At 58.2% G+C, this 16,915-nt stretch carries 12 protein-coding genes; all 12 read left to right on the forward strand.

Annotated elements, in window-relative coordinates:
• The first annotated feature begins 46 nt into the window (after positions 1-46).
• Positions 47-1,672, forward strand: a complete 1,626-nt coding sequence (locus BW39_RS04735; protein ID WP_043820211.1) for a peptide chain release factor 3 — start codon at positions 47-49, stop codon at positions 1,670-1,672.
• Between the two features lie 13 nt (positions 1,673-1,685).
• Positions 1,686-2,744 (forward strand): acyltransferase family protein, encoded by a 1,059-nt coding sequence (locus tag BW39_RS04740; RefSeq protein WP_043820214.1) that lies wholly within the window; start codon positions 1,686-1,688, stop codon positions 2,742-2,744.
• A gap of 97 nt (positions 2,745-2,841) precedes the next feature.
• The gene (locus BW39_RS30075; protein ID WP_081816125.1) at positions 2,842-4,098 is read left to right on the forward strand and encodes an acyltransferase family protein; all 1,257 of its coding nucleotides are present in this window, start codon (positions 2,842-2,844) and stop codon (positions 4,096-4,098) included.
• 18 nt (positions 4,099-4,116) lie between these two features.
• Positions 4,117-5,889, forward strand: a complete 1,773-nt coding sequence (locus BW39_RS30080) for a glycosyltransferase family 39 protein (protein ID WP_081816126.1) — start codon at positions 4,117-4,119, stop codon at positions 5,887-5,889.
• Positions 5,890-5,911: 22 nt separating this feature from the next.
• Positions 5,912-6,262: an undecaprenyl phosphate-alpha-L-ara4N flippase subunit ArnE gene (locus BW39_RS04750; protein ID WP_043820219.1), complete on the forward strand. Its 351-nt coding sequence runs from the start codon at positions 5,912-5,914 to the stop codon at positions 6,260-6,262.
• 75 nt (positions 6,263-6,337) lie between these two features.
• On the forward strand, positions 6,338-7,417 hold the full coding sequence (locus BW39_RS04755; RefSeq protein ID WP_043820221.1) for an acyltransferase family protein: 1,080 nt from the start codon (positions 6,338-6,340) through the stop codon (positions 7,415-7,417).
• A 74-nt stretch (positions 7,418-7,491) separates the two neighbouring features.
• On the forward strand, positions 7,492-8,451 hold the full coding sequence (locus tag BW39_RS04760) for a glycosyltransferase family 2 protein (RefSeq protein ID WP_043820224.1): 960 nt from the start codon (positions 7,492-7,494) through the stop codon (positions 8,449-8,451).
• A gap of 48 nt (positions 8,452-8,499) precedes the next feature.
• On the forward strand, positions 8,500-10,338 hold the full coding sequence (locus tag BW39_RS04765) for a hypothetical protein (RefSeq protein ID WP_235264150.1): 1,839 nt from the start codon (positions 8,500-8,502) through the stop codon (positions 10,336-10,338).
• Between the two features lie 86 nt (positions 10,339-10,424).
• The gene (locus tag BW39_RS04770; protein ID WP_043820300.1) at positions 10,425-11,222 is read left to right on the forward strand and encodes an HAD-IIB family hydrolase; all 798 of its coding nucleotides are present in this window, start codon (positions 10,425-10,427) and stop codon (positions 11,220-11,222) included.
• A 635-nt stretch (positions 11,223-11,857) separates the two neighbouring features.
• Positions 11,858-12,445 carry a fimbrial protein gene (locus BW39_RS04775; RefSeq protein WP_013800427.1) on the forward strand — a complete coding sequence of 196 codons (588 nt, stop codon included), beginning with the start codon at positions 11,858-11,860 and terminating at the stop codon, positions 12,443-12,445.
• A gap of 113 nt (positions 12,446-12,558) precedes the next feature.
• Positions 12,559-13,320 carry a fimbrial biogenesis chaperone gene (locus BW39_RS04780; RefSeq protein WP_043820226.1) on the forward strand — a complete coding sequence of 254 codons (762 nt, stop codon included), beginning with the start codon at positions 12,559-12,561 and terminating at the stop codon, positions 13,318-13,320.
• Between the two features lie 274 nt (positions 13,321-13,594).
• Positions 13,595-16,687, forward strand: a complete 3,093-nt coding sequence (locus tag BW39_RS04785) for a fimbria/pilus outer membrane usher protein (protein ID WP_043820229.1) — start codon at positions 13,595-13,597, stop codon at positions 16,685-16,687.
• Positions 16,688-16,915: the final 228 nt, after the last annotated feature.

Below are 16,915 nucleotides of genomic sequence, written 5' to 3' on the forward strand. Positions count from 1 at the left end.
AGCCGGTACGCGCGCCCTGCTATTTACCCATCTCCTGGACTCCCCCTTGACTTACGCCCTGGAAACCCGGCGCCGCCGGACTTTTGCCATCATTTCCCACCCCGACGCGGGCAAGACCACGCTGACCGAAAAGCTGCTGCTGTTCTCGGGCGCGATCCAGATTGCGGGCGCCGTCAAGGGCCGCAAGGCCAGCCGCCATGCCACCTCCGACTGGATGGAAATCGAAAAACAGCGCGGCATCTCGGTGGCCAGCTCGGTCATGCAGATGAGCTACCGCGATCACGTGGTCAACCTGCTCGACACGCCCGGCCACAAGGACTTCTCGGAAGACACCTACCGCGTGCTCACGGCCGTGGACTCGGCGCTGATGGTCATCGACGCCGCCAACGGCGTGGAATCGCAGACTCGCCGCCTGATCGAGGTCTGCCGCCAGCGCGACACGCCCATCATCACCTTCGTCAACAAGATGGACCGCGAAGTGCGCGATCCGCTGGACATCCTCGACGAAGTCGAGCGCGAGCTGGGCATGCCCTGCTGCCCCGTCACCTGGCCTGTGGGCCAGGGCCGGCAGTTCGGCGGCATCATCAACCTGCTCACCCAGACCATGACGGTGTTCCAGCCCGGCAGCGAACGCCGCCCACAGGACTTCGAAGCCATCCCCCTGGCCGAGGCCGACAAGCTGCGCGCGCGCTTCGGCCAGTCCTTCGACGATGCGCTGGAAAGCATGGAACTGGCCCAGGGCGCCTCGGCACCCTGGGACCACGAGGCTTTCCTGGCAGGCAAGCTCACGCCGGTCTTCTTCGGCTCCGGTGTTAACAACTTCGGTGTCATGGAAGTGCTGGATGCCGTGGTCGACATGTCGCCCCCGCCCGGCCCCCGCAAAAGCTCGCTGCTGGTCAACAAGCAGCCTGTGGAAAAGATCATCCAGCCCGAAGACGAAGGCTTCTCCGGCGTGGTCTTCAAGGTTCAGGCCAACATGGACGCCAACCACCGTGACCGCATCGCCTTCGTGCGCGTAGCCTCGGGCAAGTACACGCCCGGCATGAAGATGAAGGTCCAGCGCACTGCCAAGGAGCTGCGCCCCACATCGGTCGTGACCTTCATGAGCCAGCGCCGCGAAGCCGTGGAAGAAGCCTATGCGGGCGACATCATCGGCTTCACCACGCACGGCGGTGTCCAGCTGGGCGACACCATCACTGACGGCACCAACCTGCAATTCACGGGCCTGCCCTTCTTCGCCCCGGAAATGTTCATGACCGTGGTGCTCAAGAACCCGCTGCGCACCAAGCAGCTGCAGCAGGGCCTGATGCAGCTGGGCGAAGAAGGCGCCATCCAGGTCTTCAAGCCCGAGGCCGGCGGCAACATGCTGCTGGGCGCCGTGGGCCAACTGCAGTTCGAAGTCGTCCAGCACCGCCTGAACGCCGAATACGACTGCGACATCCGCCTGGAAGGCTGCGAGTACACCGGCGCCCGCTGGATCACGGCCGACACCCCGGCCGAGCTGCGTGAATTCGAGAACGCCTACCCGCTGCGCATGGCGCGCGATGCTGCCGATACGCTGGCCTATCTGTGCACCTCGCCGTATGACGTGCGATTGGCGCAGGAGCGGTTTCCGAAGATTCACTTTCATCCGCTGCGCGAGCATGCGGGGTTGGCTTTGCAAGGCCAGTAGTCAAGTCTGAATCATGGCAATTAGCTCAGCCACCCATCAAGGCAATAACTTCGATTTTATCCGTATCGTTGCGGCCTCTATGGTCCTGTATAGCCATCACTATGCGCTGACCGGTCAGATGGAGCCATCCTTTTTCGGTTTGTACAGTATTGGCGGACTTGCGGTCGTTATTTTCTTTATTATCAGCGGCTATCTGGTCATGAACAGCTGGTGGAAAGATCCCAACGTGCTGCGATTCAGTTTGCGGCGTTTTTTACGCATATGGCCGGCATTGACTTTTGTCGTGGTACTCACTGCCTATGGGCTCGGCACATGGATGACCGAATTGCCAGCTCGGCAGTATCTTGAGCACGGAGCAACATCCAACTATCTGCGCACGCTATGGATGGAAATTCACTATGTTCTGCCTGGTGTTTTTACGCACAACCCCTACCCCGGTGGCGTCAATGGATCACTGTGGACCATACCCTACGAAGTACGTTGTTACATCGTGCTGGGTATTGCTGGCACCTTAGGCTTGCTTAAATTTCGGCCTGTACTTCTGCTTTGCGTGGCTGCTTTCATGGCATGGTTTCTTTCGCGCAGCAATGCAGACATCACAGGGGTCACGAACTACGGCCGAGAGCTCAGCGCCTTCTTTTTAGTGGGAGTCTCCGTGTGCGCCTTGGAAATCTACTGGCGCCGCAACCCCTTGCTGTGGGGTACCGGGGTCTTGCTCTCGTTCGTGGTTGCATGGCTCGCGGGCTGGCGGCACACAGCCATGTTGATCGGCCTGCCCTTTCTGATCATTTACGCTGGGACTCTCGCGACGCCAATCATTCGCCGCGCAGGACGATGGGGTGACCCATCCTACGGGATCTATCTGTTCGCCTTCCCCATCCAGCAGGTTGTGATTTTCTATACTTGGCCAAATCTCGGATTCACGGGGACGCTTTGCCTTGCCGCCCTATTGACAATAACACTGGCCTATGCCAGCTGGCACTTGATAGAAAAACAGGCACTCAAGCTAAAGCCTCGCAAACTGCGCATCCGACACAGTGCAGAAAACATAAAAACCAGATTTACCACCTGATATACCGCGCCTGCAATCAATATACCAACAACAGATTGCAATCAAATAATACGCGCCATCCAGCATTTCGCTTCTCAAGCACTAGGCCAGTTGTTTCATGACATTTAAAAATTTTCTGGAACTCGAAAAGAAGACTTCATCCGGATTATATCTGGATAATCTCACTGGCATCCGAGCACTGGCAGTTCTATGGGTTCTTATTCTCCACACCTGGGCAATCACTGGCAGCGGAAGCGTAAATTTCAATATTCCATTCACAGCTTATGAAATTGGAGTTGCGCGAGTCATCCGCATGGGAGAATGGGGTGTGGACATATTTTTTGTCCTGTCAGGATTTCTCCTAACCACACCTTTCCTGAGAGCAAGAAAAAATGTTCCATTTATTGAAGGGACACTTGATTTCTACCGTCGCCGAGCGCTGAGACTGCTTCCAGCCTATTACTTCGCAATACTGGCACTCATATACTTCCTACTATACGGACTCGGAAAATTGCCGACTCCCGCAGAAATGCTTCAGCATGTGCTGCTGGCGAATACATGGTTTGAGACCCCTCCCTTGCGCGGTGCTTTTTGGTCTCTCCCGGTTGAAGCCCTGTTTTATGTATTCCTGCCATTCCTGATATTTGCAGCATCCCGCTGCAAATCATTTCATACAGTCTTTATTTTCCTCATATTTCTAACGATTGCGCTGAGATTCATTGTCATAAATACACCGACCATCCAATCCAAAGGGATCTTTCTCTTTTCATTCTTTGGCCGAATGGATCAATTCTCTCTCGGCGCCATTGCTGCATATTTCTGCATAAAGCATCCTGCCTCTCCCCGCAAGGGCAGCATCATTCTTATGGCCAGCATCATAGGCATGCTTATTTTCATCTCGTTTATTGGCCGACGTGGAAATCTATTCGAGAACAGAGACCATTTCTACTACTTCTTCCAAACCATTGTCGGCATAATATCCGCAGCTATGATATACGGTGCTGCATCCCATAGTAAAATTGCCAGGCTTTTATTCGGCAATCGGGTCATGATATTTGTCGGAACCATCAGCTACAGCATATATCTCTGGCACACCATTATTCTTGACATCTTTGTGATGACAAACCTGCCACATGGCTTGACATCCGACAACAAGCTCGTTGCCACGATACTCTACACTTGGCCGCCAATATTGATCGCATCCTTCTTGTCATATTTATTCATAGAGCGTCCTTTTCTAAAGGTGCGCCATGAGCCCGAGAATAATTCGGCGTCTTTCATCTCAAGGCGCCCAATTATTTTCCTCAGCCTCTCAGCCATTGCACTGGTCGCCCTGACTTATGCATCACAAGCGATATACCAAATAAACCATTAAGCAGTCTGCGCCAGCTCAATGACCCAAACAGCAAGTCCTTTGTTCACCGGGAAAACCAATGCCAGCAATGCCTGGTGGATCTTTGGCTTGATTGCACCTTTGATCATTTATGCAACCAGAGCCGCCCCATTCATCGCCAGCCCCGACGTCTCATTCGACACCGCCTTTACCTATCTACCACTTGCCAGAAGGCTGCTAAGCGATCCGGCAGAGCTTTGGAATAGTGTCGACATACTAAAAACTGCGCCAGGACCATTTGTCTATATGGCGCTTGGAAATGCCGACACCAACCAACTCAAGGCGATCAATCTTGCCTTGGGACTGGCAATGGTGGTCATGTTTTTCGACGGAGGCCGTCGCATTGCCGGCGCAGCAGCAGCAGCCACAGCTGCGTGGCTTTTTGCACTTTCACCCTATTTACCCCACCTCAGTACCTATGTCATGGTGGAGGCCCCTTTTCTTTTTCTTGTCACGCTATGGTTTTGGTCGTCCATATGGGCACTCGAACAGCATGGTTGGCGCAGCTTTGCGGGAGTTTTCCTTGCAGGAGTCACGCTCGCGGCAGCGACTCTGACAAGAGCCACTTTCATGTACTGGCTACCCGCTGCGATCATATTCTTTGGTTTGCTGGCAAGATTTCCATTTTTTGGATCTCGAAGTGCATGGCTTCGTCTCGCCCTCATCCATCTCACAGCTTTTGTTCTGGTTTTCAGTTACATAGCCCGAAATGCGGTGGTATTCGATAAACCATCCGTCGCAGCTGGTGCAGGTGCGGCCCTTTATTTCGGCAGCAACCCGATGCTGAAAGGACAGGAACCTCCATTCTTCGGATTGTCCCATGACGAATTCACCGTCGTAGACAATCTTTCGCACCTTTCCATCACTGGCGATAAACGCCTGATAGCAGTGGCGCGAAATATCATCGCAGACATGCCATTGCCAGAACTCACCAAACTATATATAGAAAAGGCAGGTGCGTTACTTTTCTTCAGCAAAAGCGATCTCAAGTACTACGGCCCTCGTATATGGCGTTCAGCACTATTGACGCTCGCCGCTATAGGGTTTTTTCTCGGTCGCAGGCACCCGATAGTCTGGCTGCTCGCAGGAACCGCTCTTTATCAATTGAGTGTACACATTCCTGTTCTCTACAATCCTCGATACAGCGTCACCGCACTGGAACTGCAGTTGATGCTATTGGCAGCCATCGGCTTGAGTCTTTTGTGGCAAAGAAGGAAAAATCTCCGCGTCATGTTGTTGGCCGCAACGGCCGTCTTGCTGAGCATTCTCGGCGGATCTTGGCATATGCGTTATAGCGCTCCTGTGTTGCCTGATCTTGAGGCGGTCCCGCATAAGGCACTTCAAATAGCCGATCCGTCCGAACTGAGCGTTGAGGGCTTCGAAGGAGATCCATTTCACGGCCTTTCAAATTCACCATCGGGCAGATTCTCAATCACTTGGGAAGGAAATATCCATCCTGTCAACAATTTGACAATACTGCGACTGCGTATCCCTGATATGCGAGGCGAGTGCTCCAAGGTGTGGGTGAAATATACGAATCAGGCTGGAAAACTACGGGAAGAAATAATCAACATCAGGGGCTTCGGTCCAGGGCAGGATTTCGCACGAGGCATGCTTTTCGTCATGTCTGAAGGCGCCGGAAAATCCATCCAACTAGCCTTCGAATGCAAAGCGAATACTCAGATGCAACTCTCTGAAATAGGCCTTTATGAAGCAAGCCTAGGAATTTATTATCGTGCACAAGTCTTGCAGAAGCTAGAAAACCACCCCTGACATCCATATCTGAAGCAGACCCATGCCACTACATCTCATAGTTATCACCATCGCCTGCGTCTTCGGCATCTCCCTGGGGCAGATGCTTTTCAAAAAGGCCGCCTTGGCCATTCCCGCCGCTGCTTCCTGGCAACACTGGATGTTCAATGGCTGGTTGATCACCGCCCTTGCTCTCTATGGAATCACGACCTTGGTATGGATCTGGGTCCTGCGCCATGCCCCGCTGCATCTCGCCTACCCCTTCATGGGTCTAGCGTTCCTGATCGTTCCGTGCCTCGGATGGATGTTTTTGGGAGAGCCAATCCGCATTCCAACGCTTGTGGGTGGAGCACTGATTCTTGCGGGAATAGCGATAACTGCGCATGCATCCTGAAATCATGACCATGTGTGCGTTCCAGAAATCAGGGCGAACCCACCATTCGCCATATATCGCCCTTTCCGTGAAAAAATGAAAGCCAACCTGCATTGGATACAGGCCTTGCGCGGTCTCGCAGCACTATTGGTGCTATTTTTTCATATGTCCCCTCACTGGGACCTCGTTCCCATGCTGGCAAGCTTGACCAGCCCGATGAAATGGTGGTTCTCCGGCGTGGACATATTTTTCGCACTCAGCGGTTTTGTTGTCTACCGCTCGGCGCGCAATACAGTGTCGGCAACCGGCTTGTGGCCTTTTGTCAAAAGGCGACTACAGAGAATTTACTTCGGCTATTGGCCTATCCTTCTATTGATAGCCCTGACAACGATATTTGTCTACGGCTCCGACCTTCCCTCACTCAAGAAAATGGTATTCAGCACGCTGCTGCTGTATCCCAACATATGGGACAACTGGCTTCCTCCGGCCTGGTCCTTGACCATGGAGATCTATTTCTACCTTTGGATCGCACTGATAGCGTTGTTACCGCAGCGCCACCAGATCAAGGCCATCGTTTGTGCCATGCTGCTGCTGATCGCTTGGGGTGTTGGGTGCCTGGTTGTTGACCCTGCCGGTGTGTTCAACGGCCAGCAGCCACTGCGCTATCTTCTGACAGGGCTGGGTCTGGAGTTCCTGGCAGGCGCGTTGGTTGCTCACGCGCATACATCGGGTTCTCGGATATTTAAGACTCCCATCCTGACCGTACCAATTTGTATCGTGCTGATGGCGGCAGGTGTGTCCCTGGGAATGACCTCGCCATACTTTGATCGAATCGAAATCCTGCGGGCCGCAAGCTTCGGCGTGATGGGAGCAGCAGCTCTTGTTCTGGCACTCACGCTTGAGCAAACTCCGCTGACACCTCCAGCATGGCTTGTAAAGGTCGGCGATGCCTCATACAGCCTGTACCTGCTTCACACGTTCTTGCTGGACGCAAGTGGCAGGGCGCGTGTACAGCTGCAAATCGACAGCCCCACGGTCTTGCTGTTTTTCATGCTGGCATTACCAGTCACGATTGTGCTCATCAGCATGGTATGGTACCGCCGGGTTGAAAGGCCCATCATGGAAGCTTCATTCAGAGGGGGATCCCTGGCCTTGCCAAGGAAAATCCAGGCGTGAATCCCCTGATTGAGGCACAGCAAGCTTCTGCTCGAACTTATCAACAGCCTCCCCGCCATACAGCAACAACGAGCATGAAAATCGCCGTCGCCATCCCCTGCTACAAGGTCACCCAGCATGTACTCGGTGTCATTCGCGATATCGGGCCTGAAGTCGAGAAAATCTATGCAGTGGACGATGCCTGCCCGGCTGGCAGCGGGCGGTTCATTGAGGAAAACAACACGGATACGCGTGTGCGTGTTCTCTACAACCCCGAGAACCGAGGAGTCGGAGGAGCCATAGTCACGGCCTACAAGGCAGCCATTGCCGACGGCATGGACATCGTTGTCAAGATAGACGGTGACGGCCAGATGGACCCCTCGCTGCTGCCGCTGTTCGTGCGACCCCTGCTGCGCCGCCAGGCCGACTACACCAAGGGCAACCGCTTCTACCGGCCGGAATCGGTACAGGACATGCCGCCGGTACGCCTGTTCGGCAATGCGGTGCTGTCCTTCATGACCAAGCTCAGTTGCGGCTACTGGAACGTAATGGACCCCACCAACGGCTATACCGCCGTGCGCACCTGCGTGCTGGCCGAGCTGCCTCTGGACAAGCTGGAAAACCGCTATTTCTTCGAAACCGACATGCTGTTCCGGCTGAACACCGTGCGCGCTGTGGTCAAGGATGTGCCCATGGATTCCGTCTACGCGGATGAGGAGTCCAATCTCAAGATCGGCAAGGTGCTACCTGAATTCCTGCGCAAACATGGCTCTCGCCTCTGGCGACGCTATGTCTACAACTATCTGGTACGTGACTTCAATATAGGCACGCTGTACAGCCTGAGCGGCACTCTGCTGGTTGTGCTGGGCACTCTCTTTGGCCTGTGGCATTGGATTGGCGGCAGCAACCACCCCGCCACCAGCGGCACGGTCATGCTTGCCGCCTTGCCCGTCATCATTGGCATCCAGTGCCTGATCGCATTTCTGCATTACGACGTCAGCAGTGTTCCCACCGAGCCAGTCAGCCTGTCTCTGGAAGACCTGGCCGGCGATTGATCAGCGCCTGGTGAACGCATCTGGCAAACCTACTCGTCGGATATCCATATGCATCAACTTCTCCGCCTTTCCGCTGCGGCGCTGTCATTTGGATACCTGACCCTTGCCACCGGGTCAGATGCGGCTCCTGTTTCCCGTCCACCGCTCATCCTGGCCCCCAGCATCGAAGGATGGTTCATCTGCGATGAGGCTGCTGGCAATGCGAAGTTGAGAACGCTCGAGGAATTGTTCAATTTCTGCCGCACGAGAGGCCTTGATGGCGCTCCAGCCATCGAGCAATTGCTGGACAAGCTGGAGCCGGGTGGACCTCAAGGCTCCGTCCAAGTGGGCTACACCATCACCCTGCCCCTGCTGACGCTGTATCGGCATACCGCTCAAGGCTGGGAGATCGACGCAACCCGTGTGGAAAGCTTTTTGAATGTCATCCGCAAGGTGGAGCGCCCGGTTGTGGTCTACCTCATGGCAGATCACTTCGACTCCACAGGCCCCATCGTCGTCGACCTTGCCCAAGATCCCCGCAACCTGATGCAGTTGCGTGATGGCAAACGATTGGAGCTTGGCTATTTCGGCTATCGGATCATGCCGTACACACTGTCGGATGACCCCGCCATTGCCGTCAACCAGTACCGTTTCAAGGCACTGGAGTACGTTGCAAAGAGAATCCGAGCGCTTCCCGAGGCGGTGCAAAAGCGCATCGTCGCCTACACGCTGCCGGGCGAACTGCACCACATGTTCCCTGACTTCCAGAACGGCATGGGCGCCTACCAATCCATCCAGGTCACAGACTACAGTCCGGATTCCGTTGCAGGCTTTCGGCGCTGGCTGCAGTCCAAGTACAAGGATGTGGGGCAGCTGAAAAAGCAGACCGGACTGGATTACCCATCGTTTGATGCCGTTCCTGCACCTTCCAAGGACATTCGCAAGGAGCGCCTGAGCTCCTTTGGCGAGCACTATGACGCCTACGCAGGTGGCACGCTGCCGATTGCAGGCTGGCTGTGGGACCCAGAGCAGGCCGTGAAAAAGCTGGATCTGTACGTGGATGGCATATTCGTCGCGCCTGTTGCCCGCGGGCTGGGCAGGCTGGATGTCTACCGTGCCGTGGATGCGATCACCGATCCCAACTCTGGCTTTCGGCATGATTTGGACTATCGAGACCTGCCACCAGGCAAACACATCGCGCAGGTCGTTGCCGCAACCCATGAACGACGGTACCTGCTGGCCAATGTGGAGTTCATGGTCGTTCCGCGCGATCAGAGCAAGGTATCGGCACAGCCGCCCAAGCGACTGGGATGGATGCCGAGGATCTCAACGCTGCGAGGAGTACGCACCTGGCTGGACATGCCAGCGGGGCCACAGGATCTCTACTACAACCCGTTGGCGCACGATTGGAACACCTACCGCGAATCGCAGGTGTACGGTCTTCTGAAAGCCTTCCATCAAAGGGCCGTAGATGCAGGGCTGCCGGCCGAAAAGATTTACTCGCATCAGATCGTGGCGAATGTGAACTCGTCCTGGAACCCGCAATTGCTTGCCTCCGACAAGACGATCGGTGGCGATACACCCTGGCGAACCGGCGTGAACATGTATGGCGGCACCACCAACAGCGAGTGGATGCGCAACTACATGAGGCAAATTGGCATCACCAGTTACGGCGTCCCAGAGTTCAACCCGCAGCAGTGGAAGCGCGAAGGAGGGCACCTGAAAGCCCTGCAGTCGCACTATGACGGAGGTGCAACCTTCATCAGCCCTTACTACTTCTCCCTGATTCCTGCCCGCCTGAGCGGCGCAGCCGAACACGGCGTCAACCGCATGGAGCTGTCCCCAGACAACCCCAAGGACGGCTCCGACAAGTTCTACAAGGCCATCGTCGAATTCGCCAGGCAGTAGGATGGAGCCCTTGCGCGCACGGACCGTGCGCGCAAACGCTGCCCTTTTACAAGCCGCCCCGGGCGGCTTTTTGCATTTTGACGATCGTGCCTACAACCCTCCAGCCGCTGTCCCTCTGGACACCTCCCGCATCGCCGCTCGGCATCCTTACCGACATCGACGACACCCTGACCACCGAGGGCGTGGTGCCGGACCATGTCGTCGATGCCATCGCCCGGCTCAAGCAGTCCGGCCTGCGCGTGGTGCCGATCACGGGCAGGCCCGTGGGCTGGAGCGAGCCTTTTGCCCAGGCCTGGCCTGTGGATGCCATCGTGGCCGAGAACGGCGCCGTGGCACTGCGGCGCAATGCGCAGGGCGGGCTGGACAAGCTCTACCAGCAGGACGAGGCCACGCGCACCGCCAACTACGCGCGCATGCAGCAGGTGCTGGCCGAGATCGAGGCCACCGTGCCCGGGGCGCTGCGCGCCACCGACTCGGCGGGCCGCGAATGCGACATTGCCGTGGACCACAGCGAATTCACCCAGATGCCCCAGCAGGACATTGACCGCTGCGTGGCCATCATGAAGGCGGCGGGCATGAACGCCACCGTCAGCTCCATCCACATCAACGGCTGGTTTGGCGCGCACAACAAGCTCGAAGGCGCGCGCTGGATCCTGCGCACGCTGTTCGACATCGACCTCGACGCCACGCTGGACCGCTGGATCTACATCGGAGACTCCACCAACGACCAGCTCATGTTCGAGCACATGCCCCACAGCCTGGGCGTGGCCAACATCGCGCGCTTCGTGCCCCAACTCAAGCACCTGCCTCGCCATGTCACCCAGGCCGAGCGAGGAGACGGCTTTGCTGAAATGGCGCAGTACCTGCTGACCCAGCGCCCCTGATCCACAGGGCCGAGGGCCGGTGCAGCCCTTGCGGGCCTTCGCCCTCGACCACCCCCATCGGCCCCTCCTGATCTGCGGGACCCGCGCTCCCCCCGCAGACACCATCACCCTCAGCACAGCCAACCGCCCGGCGCAGGCGGGCTGTGCACCCTCTTTTCCCCATTCGACAGAGCAAATCTAGGACTATTCCTAGATCAAGCATCAATTATCAGAATGCGCCCTATTTCATATAGTAGCGGTGCACACCTAGAATCCATCACATACCCAAAGAACAGGTTTTTGTTTCGCCTTTTTCTTTGACAGATTCTCTCCTACATCCCATCCGCGCCATTGGGCACTGGTGTATTTGAAAAATTCAACTTCAAACATGCCAGAGAAACAAACCTCGCCCATCCCTCGCCAACGCTCCCTCATCCGAACAATTTCTCCATGTCAGCGCCACCACCTATTCCAGCATGATCGCAACCCCTGCAAATCCTTGACCATGCTGACAGTTACCAACCATTGGATTGATGAGGTGAACATGGAACACTGATGATTTATTAACCACTCAACCATTCACACACTCTCTTATTCCACCAGCGCATTCATCGCTGCTGGAATTTCATTTATCTCTTCAACTCGAGGGAATACCCATGAAAAAGATCGCATTGCTGACATCGGTTGCCGGCCTGGTCATGATGGCCATGAACACCGCTCAAGCAGCAGACGGCACCATCAACTTCACGGGCGAGGTGGTCACCACCACCTGCAAGGTGGACACCACGGTCGCCGGCGCCGCCAAGGACGGCGTGAAGCTGCCCAACGTGGCGAACAACCAGCTGGCCACCGTGGGCGCCACCGTCGGCCGCCAGGCGTTCTCGCTGGAACTCAGTGGCTGTGAGCTGGCCACCGCCACCTCCACAGCGCCCGTCTCCAAGGTCGCCGTGTTCTTCGAAGCCGGCCCCAACGTGGACCTGGTCACCGGCATGCTCAAGCCCGCAGCGGCCAGCGGTACTGGTGCGCCCACCGTGGCCTCCGGTGTCCAGATCGCCATCGTGGATCCCAGCAACAACGAGCGCCTGAAGATCGGTTCCGCCCAATCGCGCTTTGTGGACATCGACAACAAGGTCGGTGGCAATGGCCGGGCCATCATGCGTTTCGCCTCCGAATACGTGGCCACCGGCCCCGTGACGGCCGGCCGTACCGACACCTCGGTGACCTACTCGCTGGTCTATCAGTAATCACTGACTTTCAGGCATATCGGCCGCCTTGCGGTGGTCGATATGCCGTGTCTTCTGCTTTTCTGACATGGGCCCGGCCCCATTCTTTCGCTCAAAACCCAGAGAGTTCTCCGATGCTGACGATCAAACGTTCATATGGGCTTGCTGCCATCCTGTTGTCCCTTCTTCTTGGAACGGCGGCACAGGCCAGCGTGACATTGACGGGCACGCGCATCATCTTCCCCAGTGGCGAGAAGGAAGCCACCATCCAGCTCACCAACGAAGGCAGCAAACCTGCCCTGGTGCAGGCCTGGCTGGACAAGGGCAACAACCAGGAATCGCCTGAGAACATCGACGTTCCCTTCGTCATCACGCCCACCATCATGCGCATCGAGGCGGGCAAGACCCAGACGTTGCGCATCATCTATTCGGGCGAAGCACTGCCTGCTGACAAGGAATCCCTGTTCTGGCTCAACGTGCTGGACGTCCCGCCCAAGGCGAAAATGGAAGGCGACTCCAACAATCTCCAGTTCGCCTTTCGCACTCGTGTCAAGCTCATGTACCGGCCCGGCAATCTGCCCGGCAATGCCCAGGAGGCTCCTGCCCAGCTTCAATGGTCAGCAGGCGTTGACGCCAAAAACCAGCCTGTGTTGAACGCACGCAATCCCAGCGCCTTTGTGGTCAATGTGGCTGGCGTTGAAGTGCAACTCGGCGGAAAATCCTTCGAGGCAGGTGTCGGGCCCGTTCTTCCCGGCCAGGTGGCCACCTTCCCAATCAAGGAACCTGCGGGTGCCAATATGGCTGGTGCGACAGGTGCCACGGTGATGTTCAGCAGCATCAATGATTGGGGAGCCAGTCTCAACCACGAAGCCAGAATTGGCAATTCCGCCCAATAAACAGGGCAATGCGAGCACAGCCACGCGAATCCCCCGTCCTCTCCGGTCTGATTATCTAATGCCACTGCATTTTCAGCCCGGCCAGCACACCGATACACAGCGTTAATACCCAGCAAAACTGCATCGGTCTCTTTAACGGGACTGGCACATCGGCCTTGGCCGTTCGCTTTGCATCGGGCGCACAGCATTAGGAGATAAGCAAATGATCAGGCCAGTCTTTCCAGATTCAGAAAAGGGAATCAAAAGCCGGCATACAAGGCAAGGAAAAGGAACAATGCCGGGGCCAGGCCAAGGCCCTGCCGGATATTTCCAACTGAAGCCCGGCCATGCGCTGCTGCTCTCCGTGCTGGTGTGCTGGCAGTCCGAGGCCCAGCAGGGCCAGCAGGTCAAGGAAGTCACGACCTCCACGTCCACCGGCCAGTGGCAGCCCACGCCGGCTGCCGTCGACTTCGACCCCAGCTTTCTGAACACCGGCAAGCAGACCATTGACGTCTCGCGCTACTCGCGCGCCAACGTGGTCACGGCAGGCAGCTACAACCCAGACATCTACATCAACGGCAACTGGGTTGGCCGCAGCGAAGTGCAGTTCAAGGCACTGGCCGGTTCGCAGGACGCGCTGCCCTGCCTGGACAAGGCCCTGCTGGAGAAGGGGGGCATCGACCTCTCGCGCCTGCCGCCCGAGGCCGCCTTGAAGCTGGTGGCCGACGGTGGCTGCAACCGTCTGGACCAGATCATCGCGGGCGCCTTCACCAGTTTCGATTTCGGCAAGCAGCGACTGGACCTGAGCGTGCCCCAGGCCTCGCTGCGCCGCTCGGTGCGCGGCTATGTCAGCCCCGACCAATGGAGCGCCGGCGTGCCTGTCGGTCTGCTCGGTTACCAGTTCAACACCTACCACGGGCGCTCCAGCAACGCAGAAAACACCACGCAGAGCTACCTGGGCCTGAACGGCGGCGTCAACATCGACCGCTGGCATTTCCGGCACAACGGCTCCTTCAGCTGGGCGGACACTGGACGGGGCAACTACCAGAACATCTCCACCTACGCACAGCGCGACATTGCCGACTGGTCTTCCCAGCTCATACTGGGCGACACCTACACGGGTGGCGACCTGATGGACTCCACCTCGTTTCGCGGCATACGCTTGAACAGTGATGACCGCATGCTGCCCGACTCCCAACGCGGCTACGCGCCCGTGGTGCGCGGCGTGGCCAACACCAATGCCCGAGTCACCATCACGCAGAACGGCATCAAGCTCTACGAAACCACGGTGGCGCCCGGCGCCTTCGTCATCAACGACCTCTATCCCACGGGCTACGGTGGCGACCTGCAAGTCAGCATTACCGAGGCCAATGGCGCCGTGCGCAGCTTTGCCGTGCCCTACGCGGCCGTGCCGCTGTCGCTGCGCGAGGGGCAGGACCGCTACAGCCTCACGGCGGGCGTGGTGCGCCACCTGCCCAATACCTCGCCGCTGTTCTCGCAGGCGACCTGGCAGCACGGCTTCACCAACATGCTGACCGGCTACGGCGGTGTGTCCGTGGCCAAGGGCCATATCTCGCCCATGATTGGCGCGGCGCTCACCACGCCCTGGGGTGCCTTTGGTGCAGACATCACGCACGCCTCCACCAGCATTCCCAATGACGGCTCCTTTTCCGGACAGAGCTTGCGTGCCAGCTACGCCAAGTCCTTTGCGCAGACCGGCACCCACGTGGCCATTGCCGCCTATCGCTACTCCACCAACGGATTCTTCGGCCTCAACGACGCCATGCGCGCACGGGATCAGGCCAATCTGCTACGGCCCTCCACGGACCTGTACCGGCCTCGCAACCGCGCCTCCCTGGTCATGGGCCAGCAGTTTGGCCCCGGGGGAGGCAGCCTCAGCCTCACGGCGTCCACTGCCAAGTACTGGAACCGCCAGGGCTCCAACGTCGACTACGCCATTGGCTACAGCAACTCGTTCCGCAACATCTCCTACAACCTCTCTGCGGCGCGCCAGCGCGATGCCTGGGGACAGTCCAACACGTTCCTGCACGTGGGCCTGTCGATTCCGCTCAGCATGGAGCGCGGCATGATGCTCTCCACCAATACCAACCGCGACTCGCGCGGCCGCGTGCAGGCCCAGGCCAACCTGTCCGGGCTGCTGGGCGACGACAACGCCATCTCCTACGGCCTCAGCGCCAACCACAACACCGGTGGCATGAATGGCAGCAGCACCAGTGCCAGCGCCAACGCCACCTACCGCGCATCGCAGACCGAACTCAGCGGCAGCGTCAGCGCCAGCAGCGGCTACCAGCAGTTCTCGGTAGGCGCACGTGGCGCCATCGTGGCCCACCCGGGCGGCGTGACGCTGTCGCAATCGGTGTCTGACACCTTTGCCATCGTGGAGGCCAAGAACGCGGAAGGCGCGCGCATCAACAACGCGCCCGGCGTGAAGGTGGACAGCCGGGGCTATGCCGTCGTCCCGTATCTGACGCCGTTCTCGATGAACGAGGTCTCCATCGATCCCAAGGGCCTGTCGACGGACGTGGAACTCAAGGAAACCAGCCAGCACGTCGCGCCGCTGGCCGGCGCCGTGCCACTGCTGGTGTTCAAGACAGCCTATGGCCGCTCGGCCGTGATCCGCGCGCGGCAGGCAGGCAACATGCCTGTGCCCTTTGGCGCCAGCGTGCTGGACATGGACGGCAAGGAATTGGGCGTGATCGGCCAGGCCGGCAAGCTGCTGGCGCGCGGACTGTCTGACCAGGGCGAGCTGCAGGTGCAGTGGAAGACGGACACCGGCATGGTGGGTTGCAACCTCTCCTATACCCTGCCTGAAAGAAAGCGCAGCACCACCTACCAGCCGCCGCAAAGCCTGGAACTGCCCTGCGTGGCCAGCAACAAGCTGCTGCCTGCGGCCACCGACGTGGCATCGGCCAAGCCCGGCAAGACCGCGGCAACCTCAACCGCAACCACCGATGCCAAGACAGCCGTGGCAGACGCCCCGGCCTCCAACGCTGCGTCGGCCGTGGCTCTGGCCGGCATGACCCAGGAACGTACGGCAGTAACGGCACCGGCCACGGTAGTCGCCAGCGCCCCGGCAGTCACTGCGGCGGCAGTGCTGCCCGCTCGTGCCACACAGCCGAGCGACAGCCAGCAGGCACTGAAGCTGGAGCGCAACCTGGACGGCCTGCGCATGAGCGTCAAGATCAGCGCCTTGCCCACCACGGTGCCAGTCACCAGCAACACGGGCAGAACTCCCGTGGCGGCAGGGCACGACGCAGGCACCGGCAAGCACAAGCCGCCGCAGCAAACCCTGCGGGCTGACCGTCCGCTGGCCATCCTGCAGCCCAGCCTGAAGATCAGCGCCTTGAAGGCGACTGACAAGACCTGAATCTGAGGCGAACCCTCTTCCCAAAAGAGGGTTCGCGCTAGCCCAGGAAACGCCACATGGTGCGGCAACCGACAAGCATTTCGATAGTGCCCTTTTACGCGCCAGCGGCACGCAGCACTGCGCGGCCGTACCGTACACAACGCACTCTTGCAGTCATTGGCTCGTGCTGCCACGCATGCTTGCCGTTTGACGGCTGCAACCGGCGGCTCGGCTGCGCAGCAGATTGAA

Origin of the sequence: Delftia sp. RIT313 (assembly GCF_000632165.1) — a bacterium.
In the GTDB taxonomy this organism is placed as follows: Bacteria; Pseudomonadota; Gammaproteobacteria; order Burkholderiales; family Burkholderiaceae_C; genus Comamonas; species Comamonas acidovorans.